Source organism: Pseudomonas citrullilanati, from assembly GCF_030580855.1.
In the GTDB taxonomy this organism is placed as follows: domain Bacteria; phylum Pseudomonadota; class Gammaproteobacteria; order Pseudomonadales; family Pseudomonadaceae; genus Aquipseudomonas; species Aquipseudomonas citrulli.
Genome location: NZ_JAUQOP010000006.1, coordinates 18957 through 33169, shown reverse-complemented (window position 1 = coordinate 33169; position 14213 = coordinate 18957). Strand labels below are relative to the sequence as shown.

13 protein-coding genes are annotated in these 14213 nt (G+C 63.1%); 10 read left to right on the top strand and 3 right to left on the bottom strand.

All coding sequences use genetic code 11. The features are described from left to right. Positions 1 to 41: 41 nt before the first annotated feature. From Q6A48_RS06655 to glmS, 4 genes are all read left to right on the top strand, one after another. On the top strand, positions 42 to 467 hold the full coding sequence (locus tag Q6A48_RS06655) for a F0F1 ATP synthase subunit epsilon (RefSeq protein WP_039593182.1): 426 nt from the start codon (positions 42 to 44) through the stop codon (positions 465 to 467). A gap of 115 nt (positions 468 to 582) precedes the next feature. Then, complete coding sequence (glmU, locus tag Q6A48_RS06650; RefSeq protein ID WP_304552837.1) at positions 583 to 1950, top strand: bifunctional UDP-N-acetylglucosamine diphosphorylase/glucosamine-1-phosphate N-acetyltransferase GlmU; 1368 nt, start codon at positions 583 to 585, stop codon at positions 1948 to 1950. Between the two features lie 207 nt (positions 1951 to 2157). Further along, positions 2158 to 2934 (top strand): DeoR/GlpR family DNA-binding transcription regulator, encoded by a 777-nt coding sequence (locus Q6A48_RS06645; RefSeq protein WP_304552835.1) that lies wholly within the window; start codon positions 2158 to 2160, stop codon positions 2932 to 2934. A 1-nt stretch (position 2935) separates the two neighbouring features. After that, entirely contained in the window at positions 2936 to 4768 is a 1833-nt protein-coding gene (gene glmS, locus Q6A48_RS06640; RefSeq protein ID WP_304552833.1) for a glutamine--fructose-6-phosphate transaminase (isomerizing), read from the top strand. A 376-nt stretch (positions 4769 to 5144) separates the two neighbouring features. On the opposite strand, the gene Q6A48_RS06635 is transcribed toward glmS, so the two are convergent. Both Q6A48_RS06635 and Q6A48_RS06630 read right to left on the bottom strand, forming a co-directional pair. After that, complete coding sequence (locus Q6A48_RS06635; protein WP_304552832.1) at positions 5145 to 5852, bottom strand: NUDIX hydrolase; 708 nt, start codon at positions 5850 to 5852, stop codon at positions 5145 to 5147. Continuing rightward, complete coding sequence (locus Q6A48_RS06630; protein WP_304552830.1) at positions 5842 to 6399, bottom strand: adenylyltransferase/cytidyltransferase family protein; 558 nt, start codon at positions 6397 to 6399, stop codon at positions 5842 to 5844. Before Q6A48_RS06630 ends, Q6A48_RS06635 begins: the two co-directional genes overlap by 11 nt. A 172-nt stretch (positions 6400 to 6571) precedes the next feature. Between Q6A48_RS06630 and Q6A48_RS06625 the strand changes: the two genes are divergently transcribed. The 4 genes from Q6A48_RS06625 (at position 6572) to nudK (ending at position 9952) form a co-directional block, all read left to right on the top strand. Beyond that, positions 6572 to 7219 carry an isochorismatase family protein gene (locus Q6A48_RS06625; protein ID WP_304552828.1) on the top strand — a complete coding sequence of 216 codons (648 nt, stop codon included), beginning with the start codon at positions 6572 to 6574 and terminating at the stop codon, positions 7217 to 7219. Positions 7220 to 7228: 9 nt separating this feature from the next. Continuing rightward, on the top strand, positions 7229 to 8458 hold the full coding sequence (pncB, locus tag Q6A48_RS06620) for a nicotinate phosphoribosyltransferase (RefSeq protein WP_304552825.1): 1230 nt from the start codon (positions 7229 to 7231) through the stop codon (positions 8456 to 8458). Position 8459: 1 nt separating this feature from the next. Beyond that, complete coding sequence (gene nadE / locus Q6A48_RS06615; RefSeq protein ID WP_304552822.1) at positions 8460 to 9293, top strand: NAD(+) synthase; 834 nt, start codon at positions 8460 to 8462, stop codon at positions 9291 to 9293. Between the two features lie 62 nt (positions 9294 to 9355). Continuing rightward, entirely contained in the window at positions 9356 to 9952 is a 597-nt protein-coding gene (gene nudK, locus Q6A48_RS06610) for a GDP-mannose pyrophosphatase NudK (protein ID WP_304552820.1), read from the top strand. Positions 9953 to 10009: 57 nt separating this feature from the next. On the opposite strand, the gene Q6A48_RS06605 is transcribed toward nudK, so the two are convergent. Next, entirely contained in the window at positions 10010 to 12250 is a 2241-nt protein-coding gene (locus Q6A48_RS06605; RefSeq protein WP_304552818.1) for an LTA synthase family protein, read from the bottom strand. 278 nt (positions 12251 to 12528) lie between these two features. Between Q6A48_RS06605 and Q6A48_RS06600 the strand changes: the two genes are divergently transcribed. After that, complete coding sequence (locus Q6A48_RS06600) at positions 12529 to 13431, top strand: LysR family transcriptional regulator (RefSeq protein ID WP_304552817.1); 903 nt, start codon at positions 12529 to 12531, stop codon at positions 13429 to 13431. 125 nt (positions 13432 to 13556) lie between these two features. Continuing rightward, a complete protein-coding gene (locus Q6A48_RS06595; protein WP_304552816.1) occupies positions 13557 to 14183 on the top strand; it encodes a glutathione S-transferase family protein in 627 nt (208 codons plus the stop codon). The last annotated feature ends 30 nt before the right edge of the window (positions 14184 to 14213 follow it).

The following is a 14213-nucleotide window of genomic DNA, read 5'->3' as shown; positions in this document are numbered from 1 at the left end:
GGCGCCCGGCAACGGGCGCTAATTTAGGTTGAGGCAATCAGATGGCTATGACAGTCCATTGCGATATCGTCAGTGCGGAAGGGGAAATCTTCTCCGGTCTGGTCGAGTTTGTGGTTGCGCACGGTGAGCTGGGGGATCTTGGTATCGCCCTGGGTCACGCACCGCTGATCACCAGCTTGAAGCCAGGTCCGATTACTCTGACCAAGCAGGGCGGGGAACGGGAGGTGTTCTACATCTCCGGTGGTTTCCTCGAGGTCCAGCCGAACATGGTCAAGGTCCTTGCCGACACCGTGCAACGTGCTGCCGACCTGGACGAAGCCTCCGCTCAGGAAGCCGTCAAGGCTGCCGAGAAGGCCCTGCACGAAAAAGGCGCAGACTTCGACTACGGTTCTGCTGCTGCACGTCTGGCCGAGGCCGCAGCCCAGCTGCGTACCGTCCAGCAGATCCGCAAGAAGTTCGGCGGCTAAGCCGTCCGCTTCATGCGTGATTGATTAAAAAGGGTAGCCTCGGCTACCCTTTTTTCTTTTCGCGACCCGGGTCATCAGGTCGCAATCGTTGACCCTCCAGGATTGGTAGCCCGTCATGTCTCTCGAAATCGTTATCCTCGCGGCCGGTCAAGGCACCCGCATGCGCTCGGCGCTGCCCAAGGTACTGCACCCGGTGGCGGGGCGCTCCATGCTTGGCCATGTTATCCACAGCGCTCGGCAACTTGATCCACAGCGCATCCACGTCGTGATCGGCCACGGCGCCGATGCCGTTCGTGAACGCCTGGCCGCCGATGACCTGAATTTCGTCTTGCAGGACAAGCAACTGGGTACCGGCCACGCCGTCGCCCAGGCCGTGCCGTTCATCACCGCCGATACCGTGCTGATCCTCTACGGCGATGTCCCGTTGATCGAAGTCGAGACCTTGCAGCGCCTGCTTACCCATGTCGCTCCACGGCAATTGGGCCTGTTGACCGTCGAGCTGGATGACCCCACGGGGTACGGGCGCATCGTGCGCAACGCCGACGGACAGGTCACCGCCATCGTCGAGCAGAAGGACGCTAACCAAGCCCAGCGCGCCATCACCGAGGGCAACACCGGGATCCTGGCCGTGCCGGCTGAACGCCTGGGCGACTGGATGAGCCGCCTGTCGAACAACAATGCCCAGGGCGAGTACTACCTGACGGACGTGATCGCCATGGCGGTCGCGGACGGGCTGGTGGTGGCCACCGAACAACCGCTGGATGCCATGGAAGTGCAGGGCGCCAACGACCGTCGGCAACTGGCCGAGCTGGAGCGTCATTATCAACTGCGCGCCGCGCGCCGCTTGATGGCCCAGGGCGTGACCCTGCGCGATCCGGCTCGTTTCGACGTGCGCGGCGACGTCAGCGTGGGCCGCGATGTGGTCATCGACATCAACGTTATCCTGGAAGGCAACGTCGTGATCGAAGACGACGTGGTCATCGGCCCGAACTGCGTGATCAAGGACAGCACCTTGCGCAAAGGCGTGGTGATCAAGGCCAACAGTCACCTGGACGGCGCGGTGATGGGCGAGGGCAGCGACGCCGGTCCGTTTGCGCGCCTGCGCCCGGGCAGCGTCCTGGAAGCCCGCGCCCATGTGGGTAACTTCGTCGAGCTCAAGAACGCCCACCTGGGCGAAGGTGCCAAGGCCGGTCACCTGACCTACCTGGGCGACGCCGAGGTCGGCGCCCGCACCAACATTGGCGCCGGCACCATCACCTGTAACTACGATGGCGCGAACAAGTGGAAAACCGTGCTGGGCGAGGATGTGTTCATCGGCTCCAACAACTCGCTGGTGGCACCTGTGGATATCTCCCACGGTGCAACCACCGCCGCGGGCTCGACCATCACCCAGAATGTGGATAACGCGCAGTTGGCGGTCGGACGGGCTCGCCAGCGCAATATCGACAACTGGAAGCGCCCGGAAAAAATCAAGAAGCCTTAAAAGTTATCCACAATCCCTGTGGGAGCGAGCTTGCTCGCGATAGCGGTCTATCAGGTAAAACAATACTGCCTGACCTGGCCCCTTCGCGAGCAAGCCCGCTCCCACTTTCGTTTGTGATTTCTGAATTTTTCTTCTCCCACCTTGACGGCATCCCTCCGATAGGTTTTGATTGCTTACGTTTTCTTTCGAATCGAAACTTATCCCGCCATGTCGAAACGCAACACGCCACAGCGACGCCACAATATCCTCGCCTTGCTCCAGGAGCAGGGCGAGGTCAGTGTGGATGAGCTGGCCAGACGCTTCGAAACCTCGGAGGTTACGATTCGCAAGGATCTCGCCGCCCTGGAGACCAATGGCCTGCTGTTGCGCCGTTACGGTGGCGCGGTGCCGATGCCGCAGGAGCTGGTGGCCGACAATGGGAAAACCGTTTCCAGCTACAAGCAGGCGATTGCTCGGGCTGCCGTGAAGCGGATCCGCGAACATGCGCGAATCATCATCGACAGCGGTAGCACCACGGCGGCAATGATCCCTCACCTCGGCCAACAGCCGGGGCTGGTGGTGATGACCAACTCCCTGCACGTCGCCAGGGCGCTGAACGAGCTGGAACACGAGCCGGTGCTGTTGATGACCGGGGGCACCTGGGACCCGCATTCCGAGTCATTCCAGGGCCAGGTCGCCGAGCAGGTGCTGCGTTCCTACGACTTCGACCAGTTGTTCATCGGTGCCGATGGCATCGATTTGCTCCGTGGCACCACCACCTTCAACGAACTGCTGGGCCTGAGCCGTGTGATGGCTGAGGTTGCCCGCGAAGTGATCGTGATGGTGGAGGCCGACAAGATCGGCCGCAAGATCCCCAACCTGGAACTGCCGTGGAGCAGCGTCCATACCCTCATTACCGATGATCGCCTGCCCGTAGAGGCCCGCGATCAGATCCAGGCCCGCGGCATCCAGGTGATCTGCGCGTCTGTCAGCCAGGAGAAATAGCATGTGTGGAATTGTCGGCGCCGTTGCTGAACGCAACATCACTGCAATTTTGATCGAAGGCCTCAAGCGCCTGGAATACCGCGGCTACGACAGCGCCGGCGTGGCGGTCTTCACCCACGACGAAAGGCTCGAGCGGATGCGCCGTCCGGGCAAGGTCAGCGAACTGGAGCAGGCGCTGGACGCCGAGCCGCTGATCGGTCGCCTCGGCATCGCGCACACCCGTTGGGCCACCCACGGCGCGCCATGCGAGCGTAACGCCCATCCGCATTTCTCCGGCGACCTGGCGGTGGTGCACAACGGCATCATCGAAAACCACGAGGCCCTGCGTGAGCAGCTCAAGGCCCTCGGCTATGTGTTCACCTCGGACACCGACACCGAAGTCATCGCCCACCTGCTCAACCACAAGCTCAAGGACCTGCCGGACCTGACCGCCGCCCTCAAGGCAACCGTCAAGGAACTGCACGGTGCCTATGGCCTGGCGGTGATCAGCGCGAAGCAACCGGATCGCCTGGTGGCGGCCCGCAGCGGCAGCCCATTGGTGATCGGCCTGGGCCTGGGGGAAAACTTCCTGGCGTCCGATCAGTTGGCCCTGCGCCAGGTGACCGACCGTTTCATGTACCTGGAAGAGGGCGACATCGCCGAGATCCGTCGCGAGAGCGTGCAGATCTGGAACATTGAGGGCGCTGCCGTCGAACGTGAAACCGTCCAGTATCGCGATGGCGCCGAAGCCGCCGACAAGGGCGAGTTCCGCCACTTCATGCTCAAGGAAATCCACGAGCAACCGGCCGTGGTGCAACGCACTCTGGAAGGGCGCATGAGCCAGACCCAGGTGCTGGTCCAGGCCTTCGGTCCACAGGCGGCCGAGCTGTTCGCCAAGGTTCGCAACGTACAGATCGTCGCTTGCGGCACCAGTTATCACGCCGGCATGGTCGCCCGTTACTGGCTGGAGGAGTTGGCCGGCATTCCATGCCAGGTCGAAGTGGCCAGCGAGTTCCGCTACCGCAAGGTGGTGGTGCAACCCGATTCGCTGTTCGTCACCATCTCCCAGTCCGGCGAAACCGCCGACACCCTGGCTGCCCTGCGCAACGCCAAGGAACTGGGCTTCCTCGCCAGCCTGGCGATCTGCAACGTGGGCATCAGCTCCCTGGTGCGTGAATCCGACCTGACCCTGCTGACCCAGGCCGGTCGCGAAATCGGCGTGGCGTCAACCAAGGCCTTCACCACCCAATTGGTCGGTCTGTTGCTGTTGACCCTGTCGCTGGGTCAGGTGCGCGGCACGTTGGCCGAGGGGGTCGAAGCCAAGCTGGTGGAAGAACTGCGCCGCCTGCCGGCCCGCCTGGGCGAGGCCCTGGCCATGGACAGCACCGTGGAAAAAATCGCCGAGCTGTTCGCCGAGAAAAACCACACCCTGTTCCTGGGCCGTGGCGCGCAATTCCCCGTGGCGATGGAGGGTGCCCTGAAGCTCAAGGAAATCTCCTACATCCACGCCGAAGCCTACCCGGCCGGTGAACTCAAGCACGGCCCGCTGGCCCTGGTGGACAACGACATGCCGGTGGTCACCGTGGCGCCGAACAACGAGCTGCTGGAAAAGCTCAAGTCCAACCTGCAGGAAGTACGCGCCCGTGGCGGCCAGTTGATCGTCTTCGCCGACGAAAAGGCCGGCATGACCAACGGCGAAGGCACCCACGTGGTGCACATGCCGCACATCCACGACATCCTCTCACCGATCCTCTACACCCTCCCGCTGCAACTGCTGTCGTACTACGTGGCCGTGCTCAAGGGCACGGACGTGGACCAGCCGCGCAATCTGGCGAAGTCTGTGACGGTGGAGTGAGTCGTCCGCCAAGAATCAGACTTCTTGGCGACCCTACGTAATCAATCTGTTCGGGTTTAGCGCTGCTAAACCCGATCATTCCTCCAAGCCGTATCGTTCCCTACGCATGGCTGGCACCTGAAGGTATTTCTCGATTTCTCTCGAAAAAATGAAAAATACTTTCATATTTTCTTCTAGGAAGGGGCGCTCCTACGTTGAGGCGTTTCAGCGAAAGAACATATTTCTACATCGCCAGCTATCTGCTGACGACGTCAGACAAACCATCGAGCGATTTCAGGGCGTCGTCAGGAAATGGCCCAAGGTCGCGCGCTATTTGGGAATTTCCGCTAACGAGCAAGAACGGATAGCACCCGCATTTGCGCTTGCCCGCTAAGCGCTACTCCAGAAAGCACCTATCAAAGAGGTAAACGCTTCCCGGCTTGAGGTTTTCCAGCGTGCGCTGCGGGCGGCCGCCGTCGCCGCTTTTCTTGCGACCGGTTTCTTGCAGGTAGCCTGCCTCGGTCATCTTCAGCAGGCGCTGGCGCATGCTGGTCTTGAGCACCGGGCGTTCGAGCACCACGGAGAAGATGCCCACGGCTTCCGGCGCACTGAACTCGTTGCCGAGGAACATCAGCGGCAGGCTGCTGTAGAGGGCTTTGGACAACAGCCGTTCCTGTACGGCGGCCACCAGGCTGTTGTGATCGAAGGGCAGTTTTATCGACGCATCCGCAACGTCCTTGAGCGGGAAGAAACCCTGGTGTTCGGCCAGCTCCACCGCATCACTGGCAATCGCCAGGTAGAACGTCGACGACGACCAGCAACGCGGATCGCGGAAGGCATCGCCGACGGTGCCGACCTGCTCGATCCAGGCCAGTGGCATGCCCACCTTGTTCGAGTGGCGCAGGCGCTCCACGGCGTCGTTCAGCGTGAGATCCTCGACCCCGCCATTGACCACGATCCCGGGCAGCGCCCAATGGCCGGCGAACGGTTCGGCTTCCCTGCGGTTCAGCAGGATCTCGATGGCCTGGGCTTGCCGATTGAAGCGCAGCACGCAGAGGTCGATGGTGTGCAGGTAATCGCGCGCGGGGGCTGGGCTATTCGGCATGTCGGTTTCCGTAGGTCGCATAAAGGTCATAGTTTAACGGGTCCATGCCGGGTGCCATCCAGTGGCTGGGCAACGGTTCGCCCAACGCCAGGCGTTCGCGAAGCAACGTGCTGCGCACGTGGAGCGTTTCCTCCACGCGGAGGATGGAAAAACGCTCCAGCAGTGCCTGGCCGCGATAGAAGTTCGGCAGTTGGTCTGCCACGTCCTCGCCCACCACCAGGGCGATCCGCTTGCCGTCCAGCGCCAGGCTGTCGGCGAGGTGGGCGAGCAGGGTGTAGCTGTAGATGGCGCCTTCGACGCCACGGGCCACGATCTGCTCCACGCGGCTGGCGCGTACTTCGGCGTGGCACAGCGGCTGGATGTTCTCGACGATCGCTTCCAGCCAGTCCAGGCGAACCTCATAGTCGACCATTCGCTTGCCGCAAGGGTGCCTGTAGCTGGGCGCTACCAGCACGCGCCTCGCCTGGCGGGAGGCTTCGATCATCACGTGGGCATGGCCGGCATGCGGGGGATTGAAGGCACCGCCATACAGCGCAATCTCGAACATGATTTATCCTCATTTGGTACGTGACGTGTACTCTAGCATCAAAAATCTTTAACGGCACATTCACGTTTTCCCTAATTATCTGGATAAGATCGGGAAAAATATTTTGCAAACGAGGCTTGTCGTGAAAGTACATGATGTGTACTGTAGCGACCATGAAGAGGAGAGACCCAGCATGAACAGCCTGACCCGGAAAACCGCTTCCTTCGATGTCGACGCGCAAAAGAGCTTTACCCCGCTGTGCCCTGATGAGCTGCCGGTCCCCGGCGGCGATCAGATCGGCGGTGAGTTGAACTTCATCGCGACCCTGGCCAGCCTGCGCATCGGCAGCAAGGACGCCCACACGCCCCAGGCGCCCTGGGTGGTTGCCGAGCCCGCGCAGATGCTCAAGCCGACCGGGCTTGTGCACGCCGACGTGACCTGGGTCAGCCACTGTGTACCCGGCACCGAAGGGTTCACCTTGCTGGACGAATTGCCGACGCCCTACGACTACGACTATTTCGTCTGGAAAGGCGTCGAGCCGGACCTGCACCCGTACGGCGCCTGCTACCACGACCTGCACGGCAAGCTCTCCACCGGGGTGATCGAGTACCTGAAGGGCCAACGGGTCGAGCAGGTCATCGTGGGTGGGCTGGCGCTGGATTTCTGCGTCAAGACCACCGCGCTGCAACTGGCTGCCGCCGGCTTCAGGGTGGTCATCCACCTGCCGGCCTGCCGTGCCATCAGCGAGGAGGGCGCCCTCCAGGCCGTGCGGGACATGCGGCAAGCGGGCATCGCGGTGGCCGCGACTCGCGAAGAAACCATTCAACTGGCAAGTGTGTAAGGAAGCCCCATGGACAGCGCATTCGATTCGAGCACCGGCACCATCCAGAGCCTTCTGGATACGGACTACTACACCTTCACCATGATGCAGGCGGTCTTGCACCAGCACCCCAACGTGGAAGTGGAATACCAGTTCATCGTGCGTTCCAGGGAGCGGCTCGGCCACCTGATCCCGCAGATCCGGGACGAGCTGGAGAAACTGGCCGGGCTGCAACTGCGCGAGGGTGAGCAGCGATTCCTGTTCAACAAGCGTTTTCGCGAGTACCTGACAGCGGACTTCGAACAGTTCCTCGGGCTGTTTCGCTTCAACCTGCGCTACATCCATGTGTCGGAAGTCGATGGCCAGCTCAATATCCGCGTTCGTGGCCCGATGCTGCACTGCATCATGTTCGAGCAGCCAGTGCTGGCCATGGTCAGCGAGTTGCGCAACCGCGAGAAATACCCCGATGTCGAACTGGCCGACGTCACCCGCAAGCTGTACCAGAAGTTCGAGTGGTTGGAGAAGAACGCCAGCCGCGAAGAGCTCGCCGAGTTTCGTGTGTCGGATTTTTCCACCCGCCGCCGGTTATCGTTCAGGGCCCAGCGTGAAGTGGTGAATGTCATGCGCAGCGATTTCCCCGGGGTCTTTGTCGGCACCAGCAACGCGCACCTGGCCTATGAATTCGACCTTCCCCTGATCGGCACGATGGCCCACCAATGGCTGATGGTGCACCAGCAACTGGGACGGTTGCGCGAGAGTCAGAACGCTGCGTTGGAGAACTGGGTGCGCGAGTACCGTGGCCGCCTGGGGATCGCCCTCACGGACTGCATCAGCACCGATTTCTTCCTCAAGGATTTCGACCTGTACTTCGCCAAGCTCTACGACGGCCTGCGCCAGGATTCCGGTGACCCCATCGCCTGGGCCGACAAGGTGCTGGGACGTTATCAGGAACTGGGCGTCGATCCGCACACCAAGGACCTGATGTTTTCCGACGGCCTGAATTTCGAAAAATGCCTGCCGATCCTGCGGCACGTCCGTGGCAAGGCCAAGTTCGGCTTTGGCATGGGCACCAGCCTGGCGTGCGATGTGGACGGTGTCGAACCGCTGAGCATCGTCATGAAGCTGGTGCGGGTCCACGGCGAGCCGGTCGTGAAGTTCTCCGACGATCCGGTGAAGAACGTCTGTGAAGACGTTTCGTTCCTGCGGTACGCCGCCCAAGTGTTCAACGTCAACCTGATCAACCCACAACTGGGAGCCTGACATGACTTCGCTTCAGCAAGAGACCATTGCCCGGGAACTGGGCATCGATCGCCAACTCAAACCAGGCGGCGAAGCGGCCGAGATTGCCCGTCGCGTCGAGTTCATCAAGCAGGTTCTGCGCGAGTCGGGTTGCAAGGCCCTGGTGCTGGGCATCAGCGGCGGCGTCGATTCGCTCACGGCCGGCCTGCTCTGCCAGTTGGCGGTGAAGCAATTGCGCGATGAAGGCCATGAAGCGCGCTTCATCGCCGTCCGCCTGCCCTACAAGACCCAGGCCGACGAACACGACGCCCAGGCGGCCCTGGACTTCATTCGGCCGGATGTGCTCACCACGTGCAACATCGCCGCATGCGTGGACGGGCTGATGGGTCAGATCGCCATCGACGGCTTGCAGCCCTCGGCGGCACTCATGGACTTCGCCAAGGGCAATGCCAAGGCCCGGGCGCGGATGCTGGCACAGTACGCCATTGCCAACCTGAGCCAGGGCCTGGTGGTGGGCACCGATCACGGTGCGGAAGCGGTGATGGGCTTTTTCACCAAGTACGGCGACGGCGCGTGCGACCTGGCGCCATTGTCCGGGCTGACGAAGACCCAGGTACGTGGGTTGGCCGATGCCCTGGGCGCCCCCGCGCACCTGGTGCGCAAGGCGCCGACCGCCGACCTGGAAGACTTGGCCCCCGGCAAGTTGGATGAAGACGCGTATGGTTGCCGTTACGAGGACATCGATGCGTACCTGATGGGCGAAACGGTATCGCCCGAGGCGCAGCGGATCATCGAGCGCGCCTATGCCAATACGGCCCACAAACGCGCGTTGCCCCGGGTTCCGGCCGTTCCGTGAGCGGCGCCGAGGCAGCGCGGACAGGTGTTCAATGGGACACGGATCCCGAATGGAGCAAATGAATGACCCAGGCAACCCCCATAAAGGATCGCGTACGGATCAAGCAGGTCGAGATCCTCTCGGACAACTGGTACGTATTGCGCAAGACCACCTACGATTACTTCGGACGCAATGGCCAGTGGCAGGAGTTGGCGCGCGAGACCTATGACCGTGGCAACGGCGCCACCATCCTGCTGTACAGCAAGGCCAAGCAGACCGTGGTCCTGACCCGGCAATTCCGCTTCCCGGCCTTCGTCAACGGCCACGATGACCTGCTGATCGAAACCTGTGCCGGCCTGCTCGACAACGACGACCCGCACACCTGCATCCGCAAGGAAACCCAGGAGGAAACCGGCTACGTCATCCAGGACGTGCGCAAGGTCTTCGAAGCCTTCATGAGCCCGGGGTCGGTAACCGAACGGCTGCATTTTTTCGTCGGCGAGTATTTCGACGAGGACAAGCAGCACGAGGGCGGCGGCCTGGAGGAAGAGGGCGAGGAGATCGAGGTGCTGGAGATGTCGCTCGACCAGGCCCTGGGCATGATCGAGACGGGGGAGATCTGCGACGCCAAGACCATCATGCTGTTGCAGTACGCGAAGCTGCATCGCTTGCTGGATTGACCCGGCCCTATCAGGCCCCGTGGCGCGCAGCCCGGACCAGGGCTGCGCGTTGTCTGTTCAGCTGGATTGGACGTCGCTGTCGTCCTGCCCGTCGTCCAGGTATTGCGGTTGCTCCGGCTGGCCCGGCAGTTCGGTCACGACGCTGAAGTCGCTGATCTCGATGGCGCCCACCCCATGGCCGAGCAGGTGGAAGGAAAAGGCCTTGCGCTGGTGCGGGTTGTCGAAACTGATGTCCATTACCAGCGGCTGCTCCGGGGTCACCGCCACGTCGGTCGGCAGGTCCATGGCGACGTCCTGCTCGAACTCCTTGGCCTTCAGGGAAATGTAGGCGGCATGGTCTGCCTCCAAGGCGCGGATGGTCAGGCTGACACGGGTCTGGGAACCCTTGGGCATCTCCAGGTACTGGGCGCCGATCAGGTTGTCGGTCCAGTCGTTGGACACCTGGGCCGGCAGCGGGATCTTTTCCGCGCTGCCGAACTGATAGCGCTGGTTGAGGGGCGTGGGCAGCAGGGTCTGGCCCAGGGCAGTGGCCCGGGCACTGATCAGCCGCGCGCGCTGGCCGCTGTATTGCCCGCCGTAGAGGGCCCGGTCGGCGATGAAGCCGGGGCTGGCGTAGTACCGGCAACGCTGCAGGAAATCACACTCGGTGAACGTGCCGTTGCCGTCGTGATGGCGCAGCTTGCCGTTGGTGAAGGACATGATTTCCCGGCCCGTCGTGTAGTCCCTGAGCATCGAACGGCCGGACAATGCCGGGGGCACCGCGAAGCCGAAGTAATCGAGGATCGATGCGGTCAAGTCCACATGGCCGTAGACCCCCGATTTGATCCTCGGCAACGGCTCCGGCGCCAGCATCAGGTTGAAGCCCCAGGAGGACGCCAGGCGCACATCGTCGATGCCATGGGATTCATCCGAGGTAATCACCACCAGGGTGTTGTCCAGCACGCCCTGGCGCTCCAGGCCGGCCAGGAAGCCGTCCAGGGCGTCGTCCAGGTAACCGACCGCGGCCTGCTTGGCAGAGTCGTAGCGTTGCAGGTAATCATCCGGTGCGGAGTAGGGCTGGTGCGTGCCGACGGTGAGCAGGGTGAGCATCCACGGTCGGTCGGCCTGTTGCAGTTGCCCGACATAGTCCAGCGCCCCCTCGAAGAAGGTCTTGTCGTCCTTGCCCCAGGGGAATTCCAGGTAGGCGGGCTGGGTGAACCATTCCACGCCCAGCGCCGTGTCGAAGCCGATGTGCGGCATGATCCGGTCCTTGGCCATGAACCGCAGCCCCGCGGCTTGCAGGAAGTGGGTGGAGAAACCGTTCTGGCGCAGTTGGGCGGGCAGGCAGGCCTGGTTGCGCTGGGTCTGGTTGAGCATTTCGACGCCCTTGGGCGTGCCGTCGTCGAGTTTGTCGTAGTCGCCACACAACATGGCGTACAGGCCCCGGATGGTCTGGTGGCTATGCAGGACGTAGTCGGGGGTGTTCATGCCGCGTTCGGCCCAGGCGCTGAGGTGCGGCATCAGGTTGTCTTGATAGGCGCTGTTCAGTGCCTCGCGGTTGGCCCTCACGTAGGCCCCGGGAATGCCTTCCAGGGCGATGACCAGCACGTTGCGCGCGCGTCCCGGCGCGGCCAGCAAGGGCTGACCGTCGAGGTCCAGCCGGGTGAGCCCGGCCATGGGCGGGGCGGGATCCGGTGCATTGCCCTCGAGCCATTGCTGGGCGCGTTCCTGGCCGTCGGCGATCGCGGCGGTGGCCAATTGGTGGGGCAGGTTGAACAGGTTCCATTGGTCCGCCTCGCTGGGCCGCCAGGATTGCACTGCGCCGTGGACCAGCAGCACCAGCAGCGGCAACACCCACGTGTGGCGCGGCAAGCGCGGAGCCGTACGCGCGTGACCGAGCCATTGCACCAGCAGCCAGAACCCCAGCGCCGCTCCTTGGGTCGCGGCCAGCCACGGGTGGGCGAAGCCGCCGCTGGTGGAGTTCTCGACGAATTGCGGGTCGACCAGGTAATGCAGGTCCGAAGGGTTGGGCATGCGCCCGACGGCGCTGACCAGTTCGATGCTGGCCAGCGTCAACGCGCTCCAGGCCAGCAGTACGGGGAGCGCCAGCCACACAGGGCGACGGTGGAGCAAGGCGATCAGCAAGCCGCCGACGCCCAGGTCCGAAAGATAGCCCAGCGGGTCGGACCAGCCGAGCGCCAGGCGCAGGCCCATTGGGGTCAGCAGCACGCAGCCGATCAAGGCGAGAAGGGGCGCATGGGGATGGGACAAGCGGGGGTAGGAGATTTTCACGACAGCGGGCCTTTGGGTTGAAGCCATCCATTGAACAGTAAACAGGCGGGAGGGAGCCGGCTGGCGTTGGCGTTGTGTTGATCCGGCGCCATAGGGAGCCGGCTCGCTCCCACAGGGTTTTCCTTCGTCATCAAATTGTCACACGGCGCGATGGTACCAAGCCTGCCGGCCAACGACCGGCCCAATGTCCCGGTGTCCGGCTGCGCTACGCTGTGGTTCACTGGCCCGGGCCTCTACACTCGCCGCGTAGCGCGGTTTGGGGCTGGCTGGAAAACTTGTATCAGGATTTCTCATCGGGGGACGGGATGGACAGGTTTCAGGAAATGCAGGTGTTTGTCGCCGTGGCGCTGGAGTCAGGGTTTTCCGCAGCCTCGCGCCGGCTCGGCCTGTCGGCGGCCAGTGTCACCCGTGCGGTGGCGGCGTTGGAGCAGCGCATCGGCACGCCGCTGTTGGTACGCACCACCCGCAATGTCTACCTGAGCGAAGCGGGCCTGCGCTTCCTGGAAGACTGCCGGCGGATCCTGAACGATCTGCAGGAAGCCGAAGATTCGGCGGCGGGGAGTCACGTCCAGCCTCGCGGGCAACTGACGATCACCGCGCCGGTGTTGTTCGGCCAGTCGTTCGTCACGCCGTTGCTGGTCGATTACCTGCAACAGTTTCCCGAGGTCTGCATCAACGCCTTGCTGCTGGATCGCAACGTCAACATGGTCGAGGAGGGCATCGACGTTGCGGTGCGCATCGGTGAGTTGCCGGACAGCAACCAGCACGCCGTCCGCGTGGGCGAGGTGCGACGGGTGGTGTGCGGTTCGCCGGATTTTTTCGCCCGCCATGGTCGTCCCGGGCACCCAGACGAGCTGGAGCGGATGCCGGTCGTGTCGTCCTCGGCCATCAACCAGAACCGCAGCTGGACCTTCGTCGATGCCGACCAGCCGTTGGTCGTCCGGCTGGCGCCGCGACTGGTGGTGACGGCCAACCAGGCCGCGATCAATGCGGCGTGCCTGGGCCTGGGGATGACCCGGGTCCTGTCTTACCAGGTCGCCGACCTTGTGGCGGCCGGTGAGTTGGAGATTGTCCTGGCTGATTTCGAACTGCCCCCGCTGCCGATCCATGTGGTGTACCAGGGCGGGCGCAACGCGCCGGCGCGGGTGCGCAGTTTTGTCGACTTCACCGTCAGTGCATTGCGCCAACGCCCAGCCTTGGGCGGCTGAGGCATTATTTCCACAGCTGAAATAATGGATTGCGTTTGCGGGTGATTCCCTGGTTTTCGATTGAAGCGCAGGATGACCCCATCGACGCCGTTCCGATGATGGCGTCCACCTCAGCGGAGTCGACCATGAAACCCATCAAGCACTACCACTTCCCGCTTTCCGGCCATTCCCACCGCGTTCAACTGATGTTGTCGTTGCTTGAGCTGCCCGTCGAGGTGGTGTTCGTCGATCTGGCCAAGGGAGCGCACAAGAAGCCCGAATTCCTCGCGATCAACTCGTTTGGCCAGGTGCCGGTCATCGACGATGACGGTGTGGTGCTGGCGGACTCCAACGCCATCCTGGTGTACCTGGCGCACAAGTACGGCCAGGGCCGCTGGATGCCGACCGACCCGATTGGCGCCGCGCGGGTACAGCGCTGGCTGTCGGCGGCGGCTGGCCCGATCCATGCCGGGCCGGCCACGGCACGGTTGATCACGGTGTTCGGTGCGGCCTACAACGCCGAGGACGTGATTGCCCGTTCCCACAACCTGCTCAAGGTCGTGGACCAGGAACTGGGCCAGAGCCCCTATCTGGCCGGGGACGCCCCGACCGTCGCCGACATCGCCGGCTACACCTACATCGCCCATGCGCCGGAAGGCAACGTGTCGCTGGAGGATTATCCCAACGTGCGGGCGTGGCTGGCGCGGATCGAGGCGTTGCCCGGGTTCGTGGGCATGCCGCGTACGGTTGTCGGGTTGCAAAAGCATCCCTGAAGCGGAACCCGATGGCGAGGTGGGGTTATC